Origin of the sequence: Alcaligenes sp. GCM10023179, from assembly GCF_042653705.1 — a bacterium.
Taxonomy (GTDB): domain Bacteria; phylum Pseudomonadota; class Gammaproteobacteria; order Burkholderiales; family Burkholderiaceae_B; genus Alcaligenes; species Alcaligenes phenolicus.
Map to the genome: position 1 here is coordinate 1,250,935 of NZ_JBHSIQ010000001.1, position 21,423 is coordinate 1,272,357.

The 21,423-nt window shown below is 56.0% G+C and carries 20 protein-coding genes; 15 read left to right on the plus strand and 5 right to left on the minus strand.

The features are described from left to right. The first annotated feature begins 56 nt into the window (after positions 1 to 56). The 3 genes from ACFPDR_RS05565 (at position 57) to ACFPDR_RS05575 (ending at position 4,496) form a co-directional block, all read left to right on the plus strand. Complete coding sequence (locus ACFPDR_RS05565; protein ID WP_026483086.1) at positions 57 to 1,361, plus strand: MFS transporter; 1,305 nt, start codon at positions 57 to 59, stop codon at positions 1,359 to 1,361. A 97-nt stretch (positions 1,362 to 1,458) separates the two neighbouring features. Then, positions 1,459 to 3,444 (plus strand): acetate--CoA ligase, encoded by a 1,986-nt coding sequence (gene acs, locus ACFPDR_RS05570; protein ID WP_376910777.1) that lies wholly within the window; start codon positions 1,459 to 1,461, stop codon positions 3,442 to 3,444. Between the two features lie 164 nt (positions 3,445 to 3,608). Next, positions 3,609 to 4,496, plus strand: a complete 888-nt coding sequence (locus tag ACFPDR_RS05575) for a DMT family transporter (protein ID WP_031232600.1) — start codon at positions 3,609 to 3,611, stop codon at positions 4,494 to 4,496. Between the two features lie 85 nt (positions 4,497 to 4,581). Here ACFPDR_RS05575 and ACFPDR_RS05580 read toward each other — a convergent pair whose 3' ends face one another. Further along, complete coding sequence (locus tag ACFPDR_RS05580) at positions 4,582 to 6,228, minus strand: electron transfer flavoprotein-ubiquinone oxidoreductase (RefSeq protein WP_060186497.1); 1,647 nt, start codon at positions 6,226 to 6,228, stop codon at positions 4,582 to 4,584. Between the two features lie 182 nt (positions 6,229 to 6,410). On the opposite strand from ACFPDR_RS05580, the gene ACFPDR_RS05585 reads away from it, so the two are divergent. From ACFPDR_RS05585 to ACFPDR_RS05620, 8 genes are all read left to right on the plus strand, one after another. Beyond that, positions 6,411 to 6,833 (plus strand): acyl-CoA thioesterase, encoded by a 423-nt coding sequence (locus tag ACFPDR_RS05585; RefSeq protein ID WP_009456536.1) that lies wholly within the window; start codon positions 6,411 to 6,413, stop codon positions 6,831 to 6,833. A 122-nt stretch (positions 6,834 to 6,955) separates the two neighbouring features. Continuing rightward, a complete protein-coding gene (locus ACFPDR_RS05590; protein ID WP_009456533.1) occupies positions 6,956 to 7,654 on the plus strand; it encodes a CoA transferase subunit A in 699 nt (232 codons plus the stop codon). Positions 7,655 to 7,673: 19 nt separating this feature from the next. After that, the gene (locus tag ACFPDR_RS05595; RefSeq protein WP_009456529.1) at positions 7,674 to 8,327 is read left to right on the plus strand and encodes a CoA transferase subunit B; all 654 of its coding nucleotides are present in this window, start codon (positions 7,674 to 7,676) and stop codon (positions 8,325 to 8,327) included. Between the two features lie 93 nt (positions 8,328 to 8,420). Next, a complete protein-coding gene (locus ACFPDR_RS05600; protein ID WP_376910781.1) occupies positions 8,421 to 10,199 on the plus strand; it encodes an aminopeptidase P family protein in 1,779 nt (592 codons plus the stop codon). A 148-nt stretch (positions 10,200 to 10,347) separates the two neighbouring features. Next, on the plus strand, positions 10,348 to 11,994 hold the full coding sequence (locus tag ACFPDR_RS05605; RefSeq protein WP_009456525.1) for a CTP synthase: 1,647 nt from the start codon (positions 10,348 to 10,350) through the stop codon (positions 11,992 to 11,994). An 88-nt stretch (positions 11,995 to 12,082) separates the two neighbouring features. Next, positions 12,083 to 12,463 carry a VOC family protein gene (locus ACFPDR_RS05610; protein WP_009456523.1) on the plus strand — a complete coding sequence of 127 codons (381 nt, stop codon included), beginning with the start codon at positions 12,083 to 12,085 and terminating at the stop codon, positions 12,461 to 12,463. A gap of 76 nt (positions 12,464 to 12,539) precedes the next feature. After that, positions 12,540 to 13,391, plus strand: coding sequence for a 3-deoxy-8-phosphooctulonate synthase (gene kdsA, locus ACFPDR_RS05615; protein WP_009456521.1), 852 nt, complete (start codon positions 12,540 to 12,542; stop codon positions 13,389 to 13,391). 18 nt (positions 13,392 to 13,409) lie between these two features. Continuing rightward, positions 13,410 to 13,694 (plus strand): DUF1330 domain-containing protein, encoded by a 285-nt coding sequence (locus ACFPDR_RS05620; protein WP_009456520.1) that lies wholly within the window; start codon positions 13,410 to 13,412, stop codon positions 13,692 to 13,694. 125 nt (positions 13,695 to 13,819) lie between these two features. On the opposite strand, the gene ACFPDR_RS05625 is transcribed toward ACFPDR_RS05620, so the two are convergent. Beyond that, positions 13,820 to 14,545 carry an SDR family NAD(P)-dependent oxidoreductase gene (locus tag ACFPDR_RS05625; protein WP_251196851.1) on the minus strand — a complete coding sequence of 242 codons (726 nt, stop codon included), beginning with the start codon at positions 14,543 to 14,545 and terminating at the stop codon, positions 13,820 to 13,822. A gap of 163 nt (positions 14,546 to 14,708) precedes the next feature. On the opposite strand from ACFPDR_RS05625, the gene ACFPDR_RS05630 reads away from it, so the two are divergent. The 4 genes from ACFPDR_RS05630 to ftsB all read left to right on the plus strand — a co-directional run bounded on the left by ACFPDR_RS05630 (position 14,709) and on the right by ftsB (position 18,718). Continuing rightward, positions 14,709 to 16,277 (plus strand): MFS transporter, encoded by a 1,569-nt coding sequence (locus tag ACFPDR_RS05630; protein ID WP_035272762.1) that lies wholly within the window; start codon positions 14,709 to 14,711, stop codon positions 16,275 to 16,277. A 2-nt stretch (positions 16,278 to 16,279) separates the two neighbouring features. Further along, complete coding sequence (locus ACFPDR_RS05635; protein WP_052159446.1) at positions 16,280 to 16,726, plus strand: MarR family winged helix-turn-helix transcriptional regulator; 447 nt, start codon at positions 16,280 to 16,282, stop codon at positions 16,724 to 16,726. 354 nt (positions 16,727 to 17,080) lie between these two features. Then, a complete protein-coding gene (gene eno, locus ACFPDR_RS05640; RefSeq protein ID WP_009456510.1) occupies positions 17,081 to 18,367 on the plus strand; it encodes a phosphopyruvate hydratase in 1,287 nt (428 codons plus the stop codon). 45 nt (positions 18,368 to 18,412) lie between these two features. Then, a complete protein-coding gene (gene ftsB, locus ACFPDR_RS05645; RefSeq protein WP_009456508.1) occupies positions 18,413 to 18,718 on the plus strand; it encodes a cell division protein FtsB in 306 nt (101 codons plus the stop codon). Between the two features lie 231 nt (positions 18,719 to 18,949). Here the strand turns inward: ftsB and ACFPDR_RS05650 are convergent, their stop codons facing one another. The 3 genes from ACFPDR_RS05650 to ACFPDR_RS05660 all read right to left on the minus strand — a co-directional run bounded on the left by ACFPDR_RS05650 (position 18,950) and on the right by ACFPDR_RS05660 (position 21,330). Then, the gene (locus ACFPDR_RS05650; protein ID WP_353639636.1) at positions 18,950 to 19,777 is read right to left on the minus strand and encodes a hypothetical protein; all 828 of its coding nucleotides are present in this window, start codon (positions 19,775 to 19,777) and stop codon (positions 18,950 to 18,952) included. A gap of 79 nt (positions 19,778 to 19,856) precedes the next feature. Continuing rightward, positions 19,857 to 20,768 (minus strand): Hsp33 family molecular chaperone HslO, encoded by a 912-nt coding sequence (gene hslO / locus ACFPDR_RS05655; protein ID WP_009456504.1) that lies wholly within the window; start codon positions 20,766 to 20,768, stop codon positions 19,857 to 19,859. A 43-nt stretch (positions 20,769 to 20,811) separates the two neighbouring features. Further along, positions 20,812 to 21,330 (minus strand): RDD family protein, encoded by a 519-nt coding sequence (locus ACFPDR_RS05660; RefSeq protein ID WP_026483072.1) that lies wholly within the window; start codon positions 21,328 to 21,330, stop codon positions 20,812 to 20,814. Between the last annotated feature and the right edge of the window lie 93 nt (positions 21,331 to 21,423).

Here is a 21,423-nt window from a genome sequence, read left to right on the forward strand (position 1 = left end):
AGTTAGCCGAAATAGAGCGAAGTTTTACTGTTTATAGGGATTGAATGATGCGATTTATGGGACAAGCCCTAGGGAAAGCCCTAAACGAAGGAGTACGGCTGCGCGAGTTGTGGGCTTGGGCTATGTATGATTTCGCAAACTCTGGCTACACCACCGTCATTTTGACCAGTGTTTACAGTGCCTATTTTGTTGGTGTCGTCGCCGAAGGCCGCAGCTGGGCTACCTTGGCGTGGACCTTGGCCTTGTCCGCTTCGTATTTGAGCATCATGTTGACCATGCCGGGGCTCGGTGCAAAAGCCGATGCACGTCAAGGCAAAAGGCGACTTTTGTTCAGCAGCACCATAGGCTGTGTGTCGGCAACCGTGATGCTGTATTGGGCCGGTCCCAATGACATTGTCTGGGCCCTGGTTTTTATCGCTTTATCCAATTATTGCTATTGCATAGGCGAGTCCATCATCGGCGCTTTCTTGCCGGAAATTGCCCGGCCTGACGCCTTGGGGCGTGTCTCCGGTTGGGGCTGGGGTTTTGGTTATTTTGGTGGCATGTTGGCCTTGGGCCTTTCCCTGGCTTTTCTGACCTGGGCGACATCGCAAGGATGGACGGCTCAAGAGTATGTGCCCGGTATCGCCCTGATTACGGCTGCCTTGTTTGCCTTGTCAGCCTTGCCTTCTTTTCTGTTTCTGCGCGAACGCAGTGCACCCAGCGGGGCAGAGCAGCAGGGCATGTTGTCGCGCCTGATTGCATCGGCGCGTGATGTGCATCAGCATTTTCCCGATTTCCGCACCTTGTTGTTATGTGGTGCTGCCTATCAAGCCGGGATTGCCGTCATTATTACTTTGTCGGCGGTGTACGCCACCGAGGCCATGGGTTTCACCATGGCGCAAACCATGACGCTGATCTTTACCGTCAATATTGCGGCTGCCGTGGGGGCTTTGTTGTTTGGACATGTGCAGGATCGCATCGGCCATAGACGTGCTCTGGCACTGACGCTGTGTGCCTGGCTGGTCATGGTGGGAATTGCTGTCAGCACGCGTTCCTTGGCCGGGTTCTGGGCGGCGGCAGCCGTCGCCGGGCTATGCATAGGGAGTAGCCAAAGTGCGGGGCGAGCCATGGTTGGACTGCTGGCTCCCAAGAGTCGTCTGGCTGAGTTTTTTGCCTTGTGGACCTTTGCCATTCAACTGGCCGCAGTATGTGGTCCGCTGTCTTACGGTCTGGTGACTTGGCTAAGCGGCGGGAACCACCGCTTGGCTCTGGCCTGCACGGGATTATTCTTTCTGGCGGGCCTGCTGATCCTGTCGCGTTTGAATTTTCAGCGCGGCATTTTGGCCAAGAATCAAGCCGATCTCAGTTGTCAGGATTGAGTAAGTAAGGCGCGTTACGTTTATATAAAATTAAGCTGGGCTGCCCATGCGTGGCCCAAAAAAAACACCAAATCTGGAAAATAAAGGAGCCAACACCATGAGCGGTCCAACGTCTATTGAATCCGTCCTGTCGGAAAGCCGAGTCTTTCCCGTGTTCCCCAAACTGGAACGCGAAGCAAGCATTGCTGGCATGGCGGCCTACCAGGAGCTTTGCCAGAAAGCCGAGCAGGACAACCCCGGTTTCTGGGCGGAGTTGGCCCGCGATCGTCTGGTCTGGACCAAGCCTTTTACCCAGGTTCTGGACGACAGCAAGCCCCCGTTTTACAAGTGGTTCCATGATGGCGAGCTGAACGTCTCGGCCAACTGTCTGGACAAGCACCTTGGCACCCCCACTGAAAACAAAACTGCACTGATCTTTGAAGCCGACGGTGGTGAAGTCACCAAAGTGACCTTCCGCGAACTGTATGAACAGGTTTGCCAGTTTGCCAATGGTTTGAAAGCCCTGGGTTACAAGACGGGCGAACGTGCCCTGATCTACATGCCCATGTCGGTGCAGGCCATTGTGGCCATGCAAGCATGTGCCCGTTTGGGTATTACTCACTCCGTCGTGTTTGGTGGTTTCTCGGCCAAGAGCCTGCACGAACGTGCCGTGGACGTGGGTGCCTCCTTGGTAATTACCGCTGACGAACAGCGTCGTGGTGGCCGTGCCATCCCCCTGAAAAATGCAGTTGACGAAGCCCTGAGCGGCGGTGACTGCGAAGCCGTGCGTCACGTCATTGTGTACAAGCGCACGGGCGGTCCCGTTGCCTGGCATGAAGGTCGCGATCTGTGGTGGGAAGATGCTGTCAAAGGTCAAGGTAGCGAGTGCCCAGCCGTGTCCGTGAATGCAGAGCACCCTCTGTTTGTTCTGTACACCTCCGGCTCTACGGGCAAACCTAAAGGCGTGCAGCACTCCTCGGCAGGTTATCTGCTGGGTGCCATGCTGAGCGTGCAGTGGACCTTTGATGCCAAGGACAGCGATGTGTTCTGGTGTACCGCCGATATCGGTTGGGTAACAGGCCACACCTTCATTACTTACGGCCCTCTGGCTGCCGGCGTGACGCAGGTTGTGTTTGAAGGCGTGCCTACCTATCCGGATGCCGGCCGTTTCTGGAACATGATTGAACGCCACGGCGTGACGGTGTTCTACACCGCACCTACCGCTATTCGCTCCTTGACCAAGGCAGCCGAAGCGGACGAGGCCATTCACCCCAAGCAATACAATCTGGACACCCTGCGCATCATCGGTTCGGTGGGTGAACCCATCAACCCCGAAGCCTGGATGTGGTATTTCAAGAATGTGGGCCGCGAGCGTTGCCCCATTGTGGATACCTGGTGGCAAACGGAGACCGGCGGTCACGTCATTACTCCCTTGCCTGGCGCCACTCCCCTGAAACCCGGTTCCTGCGGCCTGCCGTTCCCCGGCATGGACGTTGCCATTGTGGACGAGGTGGGTGAAGAAGCGGAACGCGGCAATGGCGGTTTCCTGGTCATTCGCAAGCCTTGGCCCAATATGATCCGCACCATCTGGGGCGATCCAGACCGTTTCGTGAAAAGCTACTTCCCACCCGAGCTGAAAGGCTATTACCTGGCCGGTGACGGCGCACAGCGTGATACTGACGGTTACTTCTGGGTCATGGGCCGTATCGACGACGTGCTGAACGTTTCGGGTCACCGCTTGGGCACGATGGAAGTGGAGTCTGCTCTGGTGGCACACCCGCTGGTCGCTGAAGCCGCTGTTGTGGGCAAGCCTGACCCAACGACAGGTGAAGCCATTGTGGCCTATGTGGTGCTGAATGGCGATCTGCCTTCCGGCGAAGAGGCCGACAAGGTTGCCACTGAGCTGCGCAATTGGGTAGGCAAGGAAATCGGTCCTATCGCCAAGCCTCGTGAGATCCGCTTTGGTGAAAACCTGCCCAAGACACGTTCGGGCAAGATCATGCGTCGTTTGCTGCGCTTTGTTGCCAATAACGAGCCGATCACCCAAGACGTATCCACGCTGGAGAATCCGGCCATTCTGGATCAGTTGTCCGAAGCACACTAATTTTTTTGGTAGTTCCTGTTTGACCCTGGTTTCTTTGCAGAGCCAGGGTTTTTTTATTTCTCCTGATTATTTTGTTACTGAAAACCTGCGCAGTGTGGAATTAGCCTAGCATTGAGTCCGTGGCCAAAACATCGGTCCATGAATTCAAAGAAAAGGGGAAAGGTTTGAGCGGGGAACAGCAGGCAGACAGGGGCGCTTTGGCGCTGATGGGCTTGGTGGTACTGACCTGGGGCATGAGCTGGGTCGTGATGAAGGCGATGACTGTCTACATCGGGCCAGTGGATCTGATTGCAGCACGCTATGCGGTGGCATTTGTTTTTTTATGGCTGGTGCTGCGTCTTAAAGGCGGGCATTTACGGCCTACGCCATGGAAGCTGAGCCTGGGTGTTGCCATTTTCCAGACTACCGGCTTTCAACTGCTTAGCCAGTTTTCCTTGCAAGCCGGTGGGGCAGGCAAGATGGTGGCCCTGGCCTACACCATGCCAATCTGGATTCTGCTGTTGTCCTGGCCCATGTTGGGGCAACGACCTCAGAAACGTCACGTAATGGGTATGGTGCCCGCGATTTTGGGCTTGATGCTTCTGATTGCGCCCTGGGAAGGAATGGGCGGCATACTTGGTTCGGTTCTGGCGACATTGAGTGGCGTGAGCTGGGCCTTGGGGGCGGTTTTCTCCAAACAGCTATTTGAGCGTCATCGAGTGGAGCTGCTCAATGCCACAGTCTGGCAGTGTCTTCTGGGGATTGTGATTGTTCTGCCCTTGAGCTTTCTGATTTCCCAGCGTCCTATCGTGATGGAATGGCAGATGTTCAGTGGCGTTCTGTACCTGGGCGTGATTGCAACTGGGGTAGGTTGGCTGCTGTGGATGGCGGTAGTCAGTCGTGTCAGCGCGACCTTGGCGGGGATGTCCAGTCTGGGCGTGCCTGCACTGACTGTTTTGCTGGCCTGGCTGTTGCTGGACGAATGGCCAACTCAACTGGAGTTAATGGGGACAGGCCTGATTCTATTGGGGCTGTTCGTAGTGAACTGGCCCAGCCGATCTCGCAAGTCATAGAGCAAAAAAAAAGCCACCCTGAGGGGTGGCTTTTTCGACATTAATACTTCTGGCCTTGGCGGTGACACCAAGGCCAGAGTTGTTTTTACATGCCGTTGTACACCGGACCTTCGCCGCCTTGCGGGGGAACCCAGACGATATTCTGGGTGGGGTCCTTGATGTCACAGGTTTTGCAGTGCACGCAGTTCTGTGCATTGATCTGCAGCTTGTCGTCGCCGGTTTCAGTCTTGATGAACTCGTATACGCCAGCCGGACAGAAACGGGCTTCGGGGCCACCGTAGCGAGCCAGGTTCACCGCCACAGGAACGGACGGATCTTTCAGCGTCAGGTGGACAGGTTCGTCTTCTTCGTGGTTGGTGTTTGAAATAAACACGGAGCTGAGACGATCGAAGGTGATCTTGCCATCTGGCTTGGGGTAGTCGATACGCGCGCATTCGGCTGCAGGCTGCAAACAGGCGTGGTCAGGCTTGTTGTTGCGCAGTGTCCAAGGCATTTTTCCTTTGAACAGGCCTTGCTCCACAAAGGTCATGACGGATGCAATCGAGCGGCCTTTCTTGAACCATTGCTTGAAGTTGCGGGCCTTGTTCAGCTCCTCATGCAGCCAGGACTGTTTGAACTTTTCGGCAAATTGTGACAGCTCGTCTTGCTTGCGTCCGGCTTGCAAGGCTTCAAAAGCGGCCTCAGCGGCCAGGGAGCCGGATTTGATCGCAGCGTGGCTACCCTTGATGCGCGAAGCATTCAGGAAACCGGCATCACAACCGACCAAAGCACCACCGGGGAAGCTGAGCTTGGGCAGCGCCAGCAGACCACCGGCGGTCAGGGAGCGAGCCCCGTAAGCAATGCGCTTGCCGCCTTCAAACGTGGCGCGCAGGGCAGGGTGGGTTTTGTAGCGCTGAAATTCTTCAAAGGGAGACAGCCAGGGGTTGGCGTAATCCAGACCGACTACCATCCCGACCATGACCAGATTGTTATCCAGGTGGTACAGGAAAGAGCCGCCGTAGGTGTCCGAATCCAGTGGCCAGCCAGCGGTGTGGATCACCAGGCCGGGCTGCGATTGGGAGGGGTCTACTTCCCACAATTCTTTAATGCCAATGCCGTAGCTTTGGGCATTGCGGGACTCGTCCAGCTTGAAACGCTCGGTCAGCTCACGGCCCAGGTGGCCACGCGAACCTTCGGCAAAAATGGTGTAGGACGCCAGCAGTTCCATGCCGGGTTGATAGTGGGAGGTGTGCGTGCCGTCGCGGGCCACACCCATATCGCCCGTCAGGACGCCACGGACCGCGCCGTTGTCGTCATACAGAATGTGGGCAGCGGCAAAGCCGGGGAAAATATCCACGCCCAGGGCCTCGGCCTGTTCACCCATCCATTGCACGACATTGCCCAGGCGAACAATGTAATTGCCATGGTTTTTAAAACAGTCAGGCAGCAACCACATCGGGGTGCTGCGTGCGCCTTTTTCGGTCAGGAAAAGGAATTTGTCTTCAGTCACTTCTACCGAAATAGGAGCGCCTTGCGCTTTCCAGTCTGGCAGCAGCTCGTCCAGGGCGCGCGTGTCCATGACTGCGCCTGACAGGATATGGGCACCCACTTCAGCGCCTTTTTCCAGGACACAGACGCTGATTTCTTGTTCTTTTTCTTGGGCGAGCTGTTTAAGACGTATCGCGGTGGCCAGGCCTGCAGGGCCAGCGCCGACGATAATAACGTCATATTCCATCGATTCACGTTCAGACATTGCTGCTGATCTCCTATTACGGCTTAGCGCTTTGTTCTTGATTGTTGGCGGGTGAAATTCGTGTACTGTGCGTACGGTCGATTGTATTGTAGTCTGAGCAATCCCGTTTTGAGTTCAGAGGCCAGAGGCAGTGCCCCTTGGCTTCCGGCTTCATCAGTAAATATCAGTAAGGAGAGCATGTAATGACACAAGTAGTAGATTCTGGTGCAGGAGCCACTTTTGATATTGCCGTGCGCTGGGGCGATCTGGATGCCATGAATCATGTTAACAATACGGTCTACTTTCGCTACATCGAGGAAGCCCGTGTCCAGTTAATGATGAAGCTGGGCATGGTGCCACCTTCTCCACGTACCGGGGTGCTGGCGCACGCCAGCCTGGATTTCCTGCGTTCGGTCCTGTATCCGGCCACTGTGCGGATTGTGCACAAATTGCTGAAAGTCGGTGGCAGCAGCATTGAGTTGGAAGTCTTTGTATGTGACGCAAATCAAGCTGATGTCATTTATGCACGTGGCCGCTGTGTGCTCGTGTCCATTAACCCCCAAGGCGGCTCACAACCTTGGACCGAAGATGAGCGTAAACAGATACACTCGGTTTTTCAGGGTTAAGCTTTACGTATACGGAAAGCATAGTCAAGTCGTAGAATGCCTGATAGCACTGTATGGTGCATAGCGGCAGTATTGGACAAAGTTTGCTGTTTAGGCCAATTAAAGAGTTATTGGAGAGTCAATTGAATAAAGTCTATCCAAGCGCCAAGGAGGCGTTGCAGGGGGTCGTTGCCGACGGACAGACAGTCGCTGTAGGTGGATTCGGCCTGTGCGGAATTCCCGAAGCGCTGATTGCTGCGCTGCGCGATAGCGGAGTCAAAAACCTGACCTGCATTAGCAATAATGCCGGGGTGGATGGCTTTGGTCTGGGTCAGTTGCTGGAAACACGCCAGATCCGCAAGATGATTTCCTCCTATGTGGGCGAAAACAAGGAGTTCGAGCGCCAGTATCTGGCGGGCGAGCTGGAACTGGAGTTCACTCCTCAGGGCACACTGGCTGAAAAGCTGCGTGCCGGTGGCGCAGGCATCCCTGCGTTCTTTACCGCAACGGGTGTGGGCACTATCGTGGCTGACGGTAAGGAAATCCGCGAGTTCAACGGTCAGCAATACGTGATGGAAGAGGCCCTGGTGCCCGATGTATCGCTAGTCAAAGCTTACAAGGCCGACCGCAGCGGCAACCTGGTGTTTCGCAAGACCGCGCGCAACTTCAACCCGAACGTGGCCATGGCTGGAAAAATCACCATTGTCGAGGTCGAGGAAATTGTCGAGACCGGCAGCCTGGACCCGGATGATGTGCATTTGCCCGGTATTTATGTGCACCGTATCGTGCTCAATGCCCAGCCCGAAAAGCGCATTGAACAGCGTACCGTTCGTTCTTCCTGATTAGCGAGGCAAGATAATAATGGCTTGGAATAGAGATCAAATGGCGGCACGCGCCGCTCTGGAGCTTCAGGACGGCTTTTACGTCAATCTGGGTATCGGTTTGCCTACGCTGGTTGCCAACCACGTGCCCGAAGGCATTGAGGTCTGGCTGCAGTCGGAAAACGGTTTGCTGGGTATCGGCCCCTTTCCGACTGAGGACAAGATTGACGCTGACCTGATCAACGCCGGCAAGCAAACCATCACCACCTTGCCCGGTTCGTCCATCTTTTCCTCGGCAGACTCGTTTGCCATGATTCGTGGCGGCAAGATCAATATCGCGATTCTGGGTGCCATGCAGGTGTCGGAAAAGGGTGATCTGGCCAACTGGATGATCCCCGGCAAGATGATCAAGGGCATGGGCGGTGCCATGGACCTGGTTGCTGGCGTTGGCCGTGTCGTGGTTCTGATGGAACACGTAGCCACCAAGAAAGACGGCACGGAAGACCTGAAAATTCTGCCTTCTTGCACCTTGCCCCTGACGGGCGTGGGGGTAGTTGACCTCATCATTACCGATCTGGGGGTGATGGAAGTGACGGAAAATGGTTTAAAGTTGCTTGAGTTGGCACCAGAAGTCAGCCTTGAGTACATTCAGTCCAAGACAGGCGTCCCGCTAGACGTCAGTGCTTTGGCCTGATCGGTCTCTCTGGCTAAAAAAGCTTCGGCGCGAGTCGGAGCTTTTTTTATGCTTGATCGGTGCGTGAACGCTGTTTATGTAAAGGAAGTTGGCATGGCCCATCCCCCCGTTGCCGCACGCTTGCAGGCGCTGCGCGAACAAATGCAATTTCAGTCCGTGCAGGCAAGTATCTGGCCTACATCTGACCCCCATCTGTCTGAATACCTGCCTGATCGCTGGAAAAGCCGTCAATGGCTCAGTGGCTTTGTTGGCTCGGCGGGCTTGCTGGTGGTGACAGCGGATTGGGCCGGTCTGTGGACCGATAGCCGTTATTGGGAACAGGCGGCCAAGGAATTGGAAGGTAGCGGCATTCAATTGCAACGGGCGGGCGAGGCCGGGGTGCCCGAGCCAGCCAACTGGCTGGCCGAGCATCTGCCTGCTCAATCACGGGTGGTACTGGATAGCCAGTCGGTGTCGGCACAAAGTCTGCTGGCCTGGCAAAAAGCGACGCCAGAGCTGGAGTGGGTGCTGGAGGCCGACTTGCTCAGCCCGATCTGGACGGAGCGACCTGCTGCACCTGTTGGTCAGGTGGTGGAGCATTTACCCCCGTTTGCCTGCCGCACTCGTCAGGAAAACTTGAACAGCACGCGGGCGGCCATGCAGGAGCAGGGGGCACATTGGCATTTGCTGAGTGCGCTCGATGATATTGCCTGGACCTTGAATTTACGCGGCAGCGATGTGTCCTATAACCCGGTGTTCCTGTCGTACCTGCTGATAGGCCCGGATCAGGCGTTTCTGTTTGTGGATAGCAACAAGCTGTCAGCAGGCATACAGGAGGCGCTGGCTGCGGATGGCGTGCAAGTTCAAGGCTATACCGAACTGTCCTCCTTCATGCGCGCCTTGCCGGCATCCATGCCCATCTTGCTGGATATGGCTCGGACCACGGCCTGGGCTGCCCAGCTGGCAGCGCATCTGAATGTGGTCGAATACATCAACCCGGCTCAATTGCTCAAGTCCTGCAAGACCGATGCCGAGCTGGATCATGTGCGCGAAACCATGGAGAAAGACGGCGCTGCCTTGTGCGAGTTCTTTGCCTGGTTTGAACAGCAAAGCGATGTCAATGAGCTGGATGTGGATGAACATATCTGCGCCGCCCGTGCTCGTCAGGAAGGTTTTGTCAGCCCCAGCTTTGGTACGATTGCCGCCTATAACGCCAATGGTGCCATGCCGCACTATCAGGCTACCCAGCAGTCCCATGCCCGTATTGAGGGTAATGGCCTGTTGCTGATCGACTCAGGTGGGCAGTATCAGGGTGGGACGACCGACATTACCCGTGTAGTGCCGGTAGGTCAGGTGTCTGCCGAGCAGATTCGTGACTTCACGCTGGTGCTCAAAGGCATGGTGTCCTTGTCCATGCTGGTGTTCCCGGAAGGCATTGCCGGTCAGCAAATTGATGTACTGGCCCGTCAGCCTTTGTGGGAGCAGGGCCTGGACTTCGGTCATGGCACTGGCCATGGCGTGGGTTACTTCATGAATGTGCATGAAGGCCCGCAGTCCATTTCCTGGCGCGGTCGTATCGGGCCTCATTCCGCCATGCGTGCCGGCATGATTACTTCCAACGAGCCTGGCTTGTACCGTCCCGGCCAATGGGGCATTCGCATCGAGAATCTGGTGGCGGCGGTTCCGGCCCTGCGCAGCGAGTACGGGCAGTTCCTGCGTTTTGAAACCCTGACCCTGTGCCCCATTGATACGCGTTGTATAGATGCCGCACTACTGACGGCTGCCGAGCGTAACTGGCTCAATGAATATCATCAGCAAGTGCGTGAACGTCTCTTGCCTCGTGTTCAGGGGGATGCACGCAAGTGGCTTGAGCAAAGGACGCAGGCGATCTGATCGCCACCCTCTGCTCTTGTCAATAGCTGCAAGGGCTAGTGGTATTTCCGCTGTGAAATGCCACTAGTCGGGTCGCCAAGCATGGGCGCTTGCCGTTATAATCCAAATTTCCCGCTATCGCCTGATTTGACCTCAGGCGCCTTTTATAATGACCACCAAATATGTATTCGTAACGGGAGGCGTTGTGTCCTCCCTGGGCAAAGGTATTGCGGCTGCATCCCTGGCTGCCATCCTGGAGTCCCGCGGTTTGCGCGTGACTATGCTCAAGCTGGATCCCTACATCAACGTAGATCCGGGCACCATGAGCCCCTTCCAGCACGGTGAAGTGTTTGTTACTGAGGATGGTGCGGAAACCGACCTGGACCTGGGCCACTACGAGCGCTTTATTTCCGCTCGCATGCGCAAGGTCAACAACTTCACCACGGGCCAGATTTACGAATCCGTGCTGCGCAAAGAGCGTCGCGGGGACTATCTGGGCAAGACCGTGCAGGTTATCCCGCACATCACCAACGAAATCCAGGATTTCATCATTCGTGGCGCCAAGGCTGCCTACAATGGTGAGGCCGATGTTGCCATCGTCGAGATCGGCGGCACAGTGGGTGATATCGAATCCCAACCTTTCCTGGAAGCTGCCCGCCAGATGAATCTGCGTCTGGGCCGTAACAACACCGCTTTTGTTCACCTGACGCTGGTGCCTTTCATTGCATCGGCAGGCGAGCTGAAAACCAAACCTACCCAGCACTCGGTGCAAAAGCTGCGTGAAATCGGTATTCACCCACACGCTTTGCTGTGCCGTGCGGATCGCGTCATTCCTGACGACGAACTGGCCAAGATTTCGCTGTTCTCCAACGTGCCCATGGACGCCGTGATTTCGGTGTGGGATGCGGATTCCATCTACAAGATTCCAGCCATGCTGCACAAGCAAGGCCTGGACAGCCTGGTGTGCGATGCATTGGCGCTGTCGCCTCCACCGGCTGATCTGTCCATGTGGGATCGTCTGGTACAGGCCCTGGAAAATCCGGAGCACGAAGTGCGTATCGGTATGGTCGGCAAGTACGTAGACCTGACCGAATCCTACAAGTCGCTCAGCGAAGCACTGGTTCACGCCGGTATTCACACCCGTACCCGTATCAATATCGAGTACCTGGATTCCGAAGTCATCGAGAACGAAGGCACCGATTGCCTGAAAGGTCTGGACGCCATTCTGGTGCCAGGCGGCTTTGGCAAACGCGGTACCGAAGGCAAGATTCGCGCCATTCAATACGCTCGTGAAAACGGCGTGCCATTCCTGGGTATCTGCCTGGGCATGCAATTGGCGGTGGTTGAATTTGCTCGTAATGTGGGCAATCTGGTGGGCGCGAACTCGACTGAATTCGATCCATCGGCCGTGCACCCGGTTGTGGCCTTGATTACCGAATGGGCAGACCGCGAAGGCAAGATTGAGCACCGTGATGGTTCCTCCGATTTGGGCGGCACCATGCGCAAGGGCGCACAGCGTTGCCCAGTGAAGCCAGGTTCGCGTGCTGAAGCCATTTACGGTCCGGAAGTAAATGAACGTCACCGCCACCGTTTCGAAGTGAATACCTTGTATGTGCCACGTCTGGAAGAAGTGGGCATGGTGATTTCCGCTCGTACTCCTACCGAGAACCTGCCGGAAATCATGGAACTGCCTGATCATCCCTGGTTCATGGGCGTGCAATTCCATCCGGAATTCACTTCCACTCCGCGTGATGGCCATCCGCTGTTTACCAGCTATATCAAAGCTGCTCTGGACCACCAGAAAAAATCAGCCTGATAATTTGGTATGACTGAAAAGGCCCGCGCTACGCGGGCTTTTTCATTCGGGGCGACAGAGTGTGTTGCCCGCTTTCCTGGGAGTAATCATGATCGAACAGCTGGATCATTTGGTGCTGACCTGTACCGACCCGCAAGCCACGACCCATTTCTATACACAAGTGTTGGGCATGAAGCAGGAAGTCTTTGGGCAAGGACGCATTGCCTTCAGCTTTGGCTCGCAAAAGATCAATTTGCATGTGCGTGGGCAGGAGTTCGAGCCCAAGGCGCATTTGCCGGTGCCGGGGGCGCTGGACCTGTGCTTTATTGCCAGCATTCCGCTGGAGCAGGTGATCGCGCATCTGCAGTCACAAGCTTGGCCCATTATTGAAGGGCCGGTGCAGCGTACAGGAGCTACCGGCCCGATTCGCTCAGTCTATGTGCGCGACCCGGACTTGAACCTGATCGAAATCTCCGAACGATTGGGCTGACAGGCTTGCTGCACTGCGGTGCAGCAGCGCCGTCAGGAATGTGGGAGAATGCAGAAATACTGAAACGAGGTCTATTATGGATTTATGCGGTTACGACGTTGGCCTGGATCGGCCCTTTTTTCTGATCGCTGGCCCTTGTGTGATTGAATCGCGTCAAATGGCGTTTGATACAGCGGGCCAGCTTGCCGAGATTACCTCGGCTCTGGGTATCCCCTTTATCTACAAAAGCTCGTTTGACAAGGCCAACCGGAGTTCGGACAAGTCTTATCGTGGCCCCGGCATGGCCGAAGGTCTGCAGATTCTGGCGGATGTGCGCTCGCACTACAAAGTGCCGGTCCTGACCGATGTGCACGACAAGGACCAGGTCGATGATGTGGCGGCCGTCGTGGATGTGCTGCAAACCCCGGCTTTCCTGTGCCGTCAGACCGACTTTATTCAGGCCTGCGCTGCTACCCTGAAACCTGTGAATATCAAGAAGGGCCAGTTCCTGGCTCCTCAGGATATGGTGCAGGTGGTGGCAAAAGCACGTGCGGCAGCGATGGAAATGGGCGGAGATGGCTCCACCATCATGGTCTGTGAGCGTGGTGCTTCCTTTGGCTACAACAACCTGGTGTCCGATATGCGGTCCCTGGCGATCATGCGCGCCACGGATTGCCCGGTCGTGTTTGATGCCACGCACTCGGTACAGTTGCCGGGCGGGCAGGGCACGACATCGGGTGGTCAGCGTGAGTTTGTGCCCGTCCTGGCGCGTGCTGCTGTCGCAGCGGGTGTGTCGGGCGTGTTCATGGAAACTCACCCTAACCCGGACAAGGCCTTGTCTGACGGCCCGAATGCTGTCCCTCTGTCGCAGATGGCAGACTTGCTGCGGACATTGCAGCAGATCGATTCGATTGTTAAAAACAGCGGTGCCTTACAGCACGGCTATTAAAAGTAGTTTGGAGACACTATGTCCGCATTTTTGATTGCTAATGTCGAAGTAACCAACCCCGAGCAGTACAAGCAGTACCAGGAGTTTTCCAGCATTGCCATGAAAACCCACAACGTGAAAGTGTTGGTACGTGGCGGTGAAACGGTCACCCTGGAAGGCAATGCGCCTTTGCGTACCGTGGTTATGGAGTTCGACACACTGGAACAGGCCCAGGCGTTCCACGATTCCGAGGAATACCGCCGTGCTCGTCAAGCACGTGAGGGTGCTGCCAACATGACGATGTACGTGGTGCAGGGTCTGTAAGAAGCGGACTACGCCATGTAGTCAGGCAGGAAAAAGGGAGTGTGAAAACACTCCCTTTTTTGATGCTTGCAGGGACACAGCCCGACCTTCTTGAGCACGATGGCAGGAAGGAGTTGTGTGGCTGTTTAGAAACGCGGATCACGCAGGGCTGGTAGGGTCAGCTCACGTATGAAGCTGGCGGGAGACAGTTGCAGCAGGCTACGCACAATCGTGAGCACGTCATGCACTGGAATCGTCTCGCCCTGGTCACGCTCTGCGGCGGCGTGCAGTGGCACATCCAGGCCGTCTTCCGTATTCAGGTAGCCCAGTTGCAGGCAAGTGACGGCCAGGCCTTGATCTCTATAGCCTTCACGCAGACTGTCTGCCAAACCATTCAAGGCAAATTTTGTCGCTCCGAAGGCAACTTCTGGGCGACCGCTTTGACGCAGACCCGAGGTGGAACCAGTCAGAATCAGGCGGGGCTGTTTGCTGCGCAGTAAATGAGGCAGCAGATGACGTATGGCCAATAAGGCTCCAGTCAGATTCACATCGACCAGACGACGGATGGCCTGATCGTTTTGCGACAGAAAATCGTAGTCCTCACTGAAGGCAGTGTCTTCCCAAATCCCAAGGTTATAAATCAGGACGTCCAGTGATTCCGGGCAGGCGGCTGCTAATTGGCTGGCGGCTTCAGGCTGGGACAAGTCGGCACTGACCCAGTGTTGATTGATGCCGGGATCGGGACTGAGCGGGCTGGCCGATGGTGCGGGTGTCCGGCGAGCCACGCCATAAAGCGTGTTGCCGTCTTGGGCCAGGCCGTCCATCAAGGCGCGTCCCAGCCCCATGCTGGCACCGACAATCATGATATTCATACTGTTTTCCTGTGGGGAGGATGTGCTTGGAAAGCGGTGCTTTCCGGATGGTCGCTATTGTGTACCGGGATGCCGGGATAAGGGTTGATTCAGGCAGCGCTTGTCAGGTTTTTATCACTCTCGTAAAATTGTTGACTAGGCAATAATTGCATGGTCAATTGAAATGGTAAACGTATCGGAAACAGCACAAAAGACGCCGGGGCGGGTCTTGTCAGTCACAGAGTCCATACTGGCGATGATGGGGCTGTGCTTTGTGGTGATGTTGGTGGCAATTGATCAGACCGTGGTCGGGACAGCCTTGCCCACCATTGTCTCCGAGCTGCATGGTTTTGAACTGTATGCCTGGGTGGCAACGGCGTATTTGCTGACTTCAGTGATTACCGTGCCTATTTTTGGCCGTCTGGGAGATTTTTATGGACGCCGCCGCTTTGTGCTGGTGTCCATCGTTTTGTTTACCCTGGCTTCCGTGCTCTGCGGCATGGCGCAAAGCATGTTGCAGCTGGTACTGGCACGTGCCTTGCAAGGGATTGCGGGGGGCATGCTGGTGGGGACCGCATTTGCCTGTGTGCCTGATCTGTTTCCTGACCCCCGTGTGCGTTTGCGCTGGCAAGTCATGCTGAGCGCTTCCTTTGGGATTGCGAACGGGATAGGGCCCTTTCTGGGCGGAATTCTGACCGAGCACTATGGCTGGCGCTCCGTGTTTTATGTGAATCTGCCCGTGGGTTTGTTAAGCCTGTATTTTGTCTATCGCTATTTGCCGCAGATCCGTCATTTTCGTCAAACCCAGGTCCGCATGGATTATTTGGGTGCTTTCTTGTTGATGGTCGGTTTGGCCTGTATCCAGTTGCTGGTAGAGTTGCTGCCGCAATATGGGGGCAGCTATTTGATGGTTTTGCTTGGCCTGTGCAGTGTGGCCGCTTTTGTTCTGCTGGTGACCTGGGAGCGACGGGTGGCAGAACCTTTGCTGCCCCTGGTCTTGTTCAGTAGCCCAGCCCAATTCTCTTTGCTGGTTCTGTCTGCGGGCTTGGGCTTTATTCTGTTTGGTCTCTTGTTCTATGCGCCCTTGTTGTTGCAAGGGGGGTATGGGCTGCGACCACAAACCGCCGGTTTGTTGATCACACCCTTGGTCGTGTTCATTACGGTGGGCAGTATCATTAATGGCCGTACGATTACACGCCTGCGTCGTCCTACCTTGATGCTGTATCTGGGTCTGGTGCTGTTGACGATCGCCTGCCTGGGTATGGTGTTCATCAAGAAGACCGATCCGCACTGGCATTTTGTGATCTATGCCACTATTGCTGGCACCGGGGTCGGTTGCATCATGCCCAATCTGACGGTATTTGCGCAGGAAATTGTGGAACGCTCCATGCTGGGCATTGCCACGGCCATGCTACAGTCCATGCGCATGGTGGGTGGCATGTTGGGTACTGCTGTGGTCGGAACCCTGATCAATTATCAGTATGGGGAGGCCATCCGCACGCAATTGGCGGCTTTGCCCACAAGCCTGGTCAACTCCCTGCAAGATCCGCAAGTTCTGATGAGTGTGAGTCAGCAGACGCAGTTTCTGGAGCAGGCCGGGCAGGAAGGGCAGGTGTATCTGGGCTTGGCCCGCGACGCCCTGGCACATGCCGTCAATATGGGGATGGCCGTGACCTTGCTGCTGATAGTCTGGTGTTTTTATTGGGTACGCAAAGTGCCACCGATACGTTTTAATCGTCAAGAACAGTCTTGAACATGATGAATGAATTTCCGCAACTTCAAGCGGCTCAGCAGCTGGGGCGCACGTATCGCAGCCTGATGGCGGCATTTGATCAGCAGTTGGGGATGCCCTTGCCACGCTGGCGTATCCTGATTTCCTTGTACCAGGAAGAGGGCAGCTTGTCTCAAAAGCAGTTGGTGCGTCTGCTGCGCATTGATCCGGCTGCGGTGACACGGCAGCTTAAAAGCATCGAGTCCCTGGGGCTGGTCGAGCGTTTCACGGATGAGCAGGACAACCGGCTGACCAATGTGCGTCTAAGCCCCGCTGGCCGCGAGCTGGTGGAAGCCACCCTGCCCCGGCGTCGTCGTCTGGTGGAAGCCATGCTGCAAGACTTCTCTGATCAGGATCTGAATCAGTTGATCACCTTGCTGGGCAATTGGGAAAGCGCCTTGTTGAAAGCGGCCGACAAAGATTTACTTTGAGACGTATCGGTACTTTTTGTATTTACAGAGACGCCGCCTAGTCTCGGAATTTCTGGTGATAATAAACACGTGCCGGTTTCGATCAGGATGAAGGCAGGGTCTTGAATCCAGGCTTTTTTCCAGCTTTCGGGACCAGACATGGCACGGCTGTGTCATGGGCAGGTACAATCCTGTTTTAGCAGGAGGGCAGGGGGCGCTGATTGCACTATAGCTGTCGCGCTTGCTGATCTTTTCAACTTCCAGGCTAGGCGCCTTTTCAAGCTGATTTTCACATCGACTTACGGCGATATGCCCGGCAGCAGGATTGTTTAACTTATCTAGCTTAATGCTACTTCAGGCAGGACTGTCAAAATCATGAGTGCAATCGTAGATATTATTGGCCGCGAGATTCTGGACTCCCGTGGTAATCCAACGGTGGAGTGTGATGTATTGCTCGAATCGGGCGCTATGGGGCGTGCCTCCGTTCCATCTGGTGCATCCACTGGCGCTCGCGAAGCGTTGGAGCTGCGTGATGGTGACAAGAGCCGTTACCTGGGCAAAGGTGTTTTGCGCGCTGTCGAGAACCTGAACACAGAAATCTCCGAAGCCTTGATGGGCTTGGATGCTCAAGAACAAACCTTTATCGATCGTACCCTGATCGAGCTGGACGGCACCGAAGACAAGAGCCGCCTGGGCGCTAACGCCATGCTGGCTGCCAGTATGGCTGTGGCCCGTGCCGCTGCTGATGATTCGGGTCTGTCCCTGTACCGCTACTTCGGTGGCAGTGGTGCCATGGCCATGCCCGTGCCGATGATGAACGTCATCAACGGTGGTGCACACGCCAACAACACCCTGGATCTGCAAGAATTCATGATCATGCCCGTGGGTGCCAAGAGCTTCCGCGAATCGCTGCGCATGGGTGCAGAAGTATTCCACACCCTGAAAGGCCTGATCCACGATCAAGGCATGTCCACCGCTGTGGGCGATGAGGGTGGTTTTGCTCCTAACGTGGCCAATCATGAAGCCGCTATCGAACTGATCCTGCGCGCTATCGAACAAGCTGGCTACGAGCCTGGCACCCAGATCGCTCTGGCCCTGGACTGCGCCGCTTCCGAGTTCTACCGCGACGGCAAATACCACCTGGCTGGCGAAGGCGGCGTGTCCCTGAGCTCGCAAGACTTTGCCAATCTGTTGGCCAACTGGTGCGACAAGTACCCCATCATCTCCATCGAAGACGGCATGGCCGAAGACGATTGGGACGGCTGGCGCATTCTGAGCCAGCAACTGGGTGACAAGATCCAGTTGGTTGGTGACGATTTGTTTGTGACCAACACCAAGATCCTGAAGAAAGGGATTGAGCTGGGTATCGGTAACTCCATCCTGATCAAGATCAACCAGATCGGCACCCTGACCGAAACCTTTGCTGCCATCGAAATGGCCAAGCGCGCTGGTTACACCGCCGTGATTTCGCACCGCTCGGGTGAAACCGAAGACTCCACGATTGCGGATATCGCTGTGGCTACGAATGCCATGCAGATCAAAACAGGCTCCCTGTCCCGTTCCGATCGCATGTCCAAGTACAACCAGTTGTTGCGTATTGAAGAAGAATTGGCAGAAGTTGCTACCTTCCCAGGTCGCGAAGCGTTCTATAATCTGCGCTAATTCTGTTTGATGAACCGGGTCGGAAGACCCGGTTCTTATATCGCCATGCGCCTTATCGTCCTGCTTCTGCTGTGCCTGACCCTGGTAACCCATTACGCTTTATGGTGGGGCAAAGGCGGTTGGCTGGATGTACGGCAAATGCAGACCAGGCTGGTTGCGCAAAAAGAAACCAATGAAGCCCTGACGGCGCGTAATAACGCCTTGCTGGCCGAGGTTCAGGATTTACGCTCGGGTACCCATGCAGTCGAAGAGCGCGCCCGTAGCGAGTTTGGCATGATGCGTGAAGGCGAGATCTTTGTGCAAATCGTGCCTCCCGGTGGTTCGGCTGCCACGACAAGCAGCCCACGTTAAGAAGTAGCGCGCAAGGCGCTGCTGGAACGGCTGATCAGCCAGTTCATTTCTGATAATTCTTCTTTGTTCCCTTATTGCTGTCCCGACTACGGCCACAACTGCTTATTGCGGCGACTGTACGTCTGTTTCCCGCTTGGGTCAGGAATGCGTTGATCGCGTCCTATGCTGCCGCCGCCCGCCGCCCGCCGCCCGCCGCCCGCCGCCCGCCACCCGCTCTGGCTGGCTCGGCGATTAGTAGCAAGCAGGGTTTGGAGGTGAGTAGTCAGCTCCTCCTGAGTCTGGTGTGGGGGCGGCAGGCCCTGGAGAAGGGGAAGCACCACCTGATCCTTGAGCAGGGCTATCCCATGATGGCAGACGGCCATCCCCGTCCGTTGATGGCGGTTCTGCTAGCTCCAGGTCTGTGGACCAGCCTGTTTGGGAAACTGGCAAGGCAAGCTCGTTTTCAGTCTGCTGGGCATAGACGACCCGACCGTCAGCCAAGTCATCCCACTGCACGGCATCGGACTGCATGGGGTGTCTGATTTCCAGGCGTAGCCAGACCGCTGCCGAACCTGAAGGGCCAGGCATGCTGGCGGCAAGCTTGGGTAGCAGGCGAAGCAAGGAAAGAGGGCCCGGCTTATGGGCATATAGCAGGTACAAGTGCAATGTGTTGGCCTGGTAGATGCTGGGGCCGCCGTGGCTGGCTAGATCCGCCTGTTGTGCCTGCCAGCCCTGGGTAATGCTTGTACGCCCCACATGAAGCCGGGAAGGCCTGCCATGCAGCATAAAGGCCTGTGGTGAGGGCGACAGGATCTGGATCTGCCACTGATCGTGTAGCGGCACTTTGGCAGCGGCCAGTGTTTGGCTGAATGCCGAGGCAATGGTTTCAGGTCGGGCATGCTGCACGCTGGCTTGGCGAGCGGCATGCAAGAGACCGTGTTGCAGGCGTACGCGCAAGGAGTACAGCGTCAGCACGTCCAGCACCAGCCAGCTCAGCAGGATGATTGCAAGCAGGGCTCCCATGATGTGAGCGCCAGCCAAACCAGATTGAGGATGGGGTGAGGAAAAAGAATCAGCCATGATGTTGCCATCATGGCTGAGTGTCTTTTAGCTTGGTAGAAGGACTTGTGCGGGTGTAGTCCTTCGTAGCGGTTTCTGCTTAGTGCAGGGTATCGTCACCAGGCTGGGTATCGCCCTTGTCGACAAACAGGGACGCGCAGTCAATTGCATCGTACTGATAGGGCTTGCCGCAGAAGTTGCAGGACACATTGATGGTGTCTTGTTCTGCCAGCATTTGCTCGATTTCTGCCCGGCCCAGCATGCGCAGCATATTGCTGACGCGTTGACGGGAACAGGGGCAATGCCAGCGCACGGACTGAGGTTCAAAGACTTGTAGGTCTTCTTCCCAGAACAGGCGATGAATCAAGGTGTCGCTATCGAGTTGCAGCAATTCTTGTGTCTGGACGGTGGAGCCCAGCGCCAGGGCGCGTTCCCAGGTGTCCAGGTTTTGCGCCAGGCTGTGGCCGCCTTGGGGCGGGATACGTTGCAGCAACAGCCCTGCACAACGGTTTTCGTCGGCGGCCAGCCACAGGTGGGTATCCAACTGCTCGGAGGTGCGCATATAGGTTTGCAGAACCTCGGCAACGGTCTCGCCTTCCAGAGGCACCACGCCTTGGTAGGGGCGGAAATCCTTGCTGCTTTGACGCGGGGCCAGTACTACGGTGAAGCGACCTTGGCCTTGCGGGTTCAGCAGGGTTTGCAAGGTGCCAGTTTGGGGCACGGGATGGTTCTCACGCAGCGACACCGTTGCGCGTATGTCCATGTCCGATGTGCATTCCACCACCAGCAAGGCGATCGGGCCGTCGCCCTGGATTTGCAAAATCAGGGAGCCGTCAAACTTGAGGTTGCCCGCCAGCAGTACCGAAGCGGCTACCAGCTCGCCCAGCAAGTCGCGGATGCAGGCAGGATAGTGCTGGTGTTCCAGACCCATTTGCCAGGCTTGCTCAAGATGAACAATCTGGGCTCGTGTGCTTTGGTCGGCGAACAAGTATTTTTTTAAAATGTCAGTCATGACTTTGCTGTACTACTAAAAAATGAAGAGGCAGCCTGCCTGCTCAGGTGGCTGCCGAAGTAACACGGGTAGGGCGCGCATCGATCAGGCGAGTCTTGCTAAGACGGTCGTGCAGGAACTGCTGGTCTTTGTCGAACCAGGTCCAGATGAAGTTCAGAAAAGGCGTAAACACGATAAGCAGGTCCGTGGACGCATAGCCTGTGTAGCCAGACAGAAGCTGAACCAGCAAAGCTCCCAGCAAGGGCAGGGGCCATAGCAGAATATAACGCAGCAGCAGGGTACGCAGGGCAGGAATCTGACCTTGCTCGTCTACCAGTCGCATATGCCAGGTTTTCATGGGCAGGGTCTGGCCCACTTTGCGCCAGCACAGCACGAAATAAATCCCCAGCGCAATAAATAAAACGACCTGACGCACATGACGCAGATCCAGGCCGCTACGGCTTTGGGTCAAGGTGTCAAACAGATAGCCGGTGGTGAAAATAACGCCAAATAGCAGGATGGATTCATACATCATGCAGGCAAAGCGTCGCCAGCGGCCAGGAGTAGTGAAAGTGGGTGTCATGGTGCGTCTTGAGGCAGGGGAGACTGCCATTATCGCGTATATCGCTGCCTAACGGAATGCTGCCGGTTCGGGGCTGGAACAGAAGGCATGGAG

Coding starts and splice junctions, on each gene's coding strand:
- ACFPDR_RS05565 (WP_026483086.1), top strand. CDS start 57: ATGGGACAAGCCCTAGGGAAAGCCCTAAACGAAGGAGTACGGCTGCGC.
- acs (WP_376910777.1), top strand. CDS start 1,459: ATGAGCGGTCCAACGTCTATTGAATCCGTCCTGTCGGAAAGCCGAGTC.
- ACFPDR_RS05580 (WP_060186497.1), bottom strand. CDS start 6,228: ATGTCTGAACGTGAATCGATGGAATATGACGTTATTATCGTCGGCGCT.
- ACFPDR_RS05585 (WP_009456536.1), top strand. CDS start 6,411: ATGACACAAGTAGTAGATTCTGGTGCAGGAGCCACTTTTGATATTGCC.
- ACFPDR_RS05595 (WP_009456529.1), top strand. CDS start 7,674: ATGGCTTGGAATAGAGATCAAATGGCGGCACGCGCCGCTCTGGAGCTT.
- ACFPDR_RS05600 (WP_376910781.1), top strand. CDS start 8,421: ATGGCCCATCCCCCCGTTGCCGCACGCTTGCAGGCGCTGCGCGAACAA.
- ACFPDR_RS05605 (WP_009456525.1), top strand. CDS start 10,348: ATGACCACCAAATATGTATTCGTAACGGGAGGCGTTGTGTCCTCCCTG.
- ACFPDR_RS05610 (WP_009456523.1), top strand. CDS start 12,083: ATGATCGAACAGCTGGATCATTTGGTGCTGACCTGTACCGACCCGCAA.
- kdsA (WP_009456521.1), top strand. CDS start 12,540: ATGGATTTATGCGGTTACGACGTTGGCCTGGATCGGCCCTTTTTTCTG.
- ACFPDR_RS05620 (WP_009456520.1), top strand. CDS start 13,410: ATGTCCGCATTTTTGATTGCTAATGTCGAAGTAACCAACCCCGAGCAG.
- ACFPDR_RS05625 (WP_251196851.1), bottom strand. CDS start 14,545: ATGAATATCATGATTGTCGGTGCCAGCATGGGGCTGGGACGCGCCTTG.
- ACFPDR_RS05630 (WP_035272762.1), top strand. CDS start 14,709: ATGGTAAACGTATCGGAAACAGCACAAAAGACGCCGGGGCGGGTCTTG.
- ACFPDR_RS05635 (WP_052159446.1), top strand. CDS start 16,280: ATGATGAATGAATTTCCGCAACTTCAAGCGGCTCAGCAGCTGGGGCGC.
- eno (WP_009456510.1), top strand. CDS start 17,081: ATGAGTGCAATCGTAGATATTATTGGCCGCGAGATTCTGGACTCCCGT.
- ftsB (WP_009456508.1), top strand. CDS start 18,413: ATGCGCCTTATCGTCCTGCTTCTGCTGTGCCTGACCCTGGTAACCCAT.
- ACFPDR_RS05650 (WP_353639636.1), bottom strand. CDS start 19,777: ATGGCTGATTCTTTTTCCTCACCCCATCCTCAATCTGGTTTGGCTGGC.
- hslO (WP_009456504.1), bottom strand. CDS start 20,768: ATGACTGACATTTTAAAAAAATACTTGTTCGCCGACCAAAGCACACGA.
- ACFPDR_RS05660 (WP_026483072.1), bottom strand. CDS start 21,330: ATGACACCCACTTTCACTACTCCTGGCCGCTGGCGACGCTTTGCCTGC.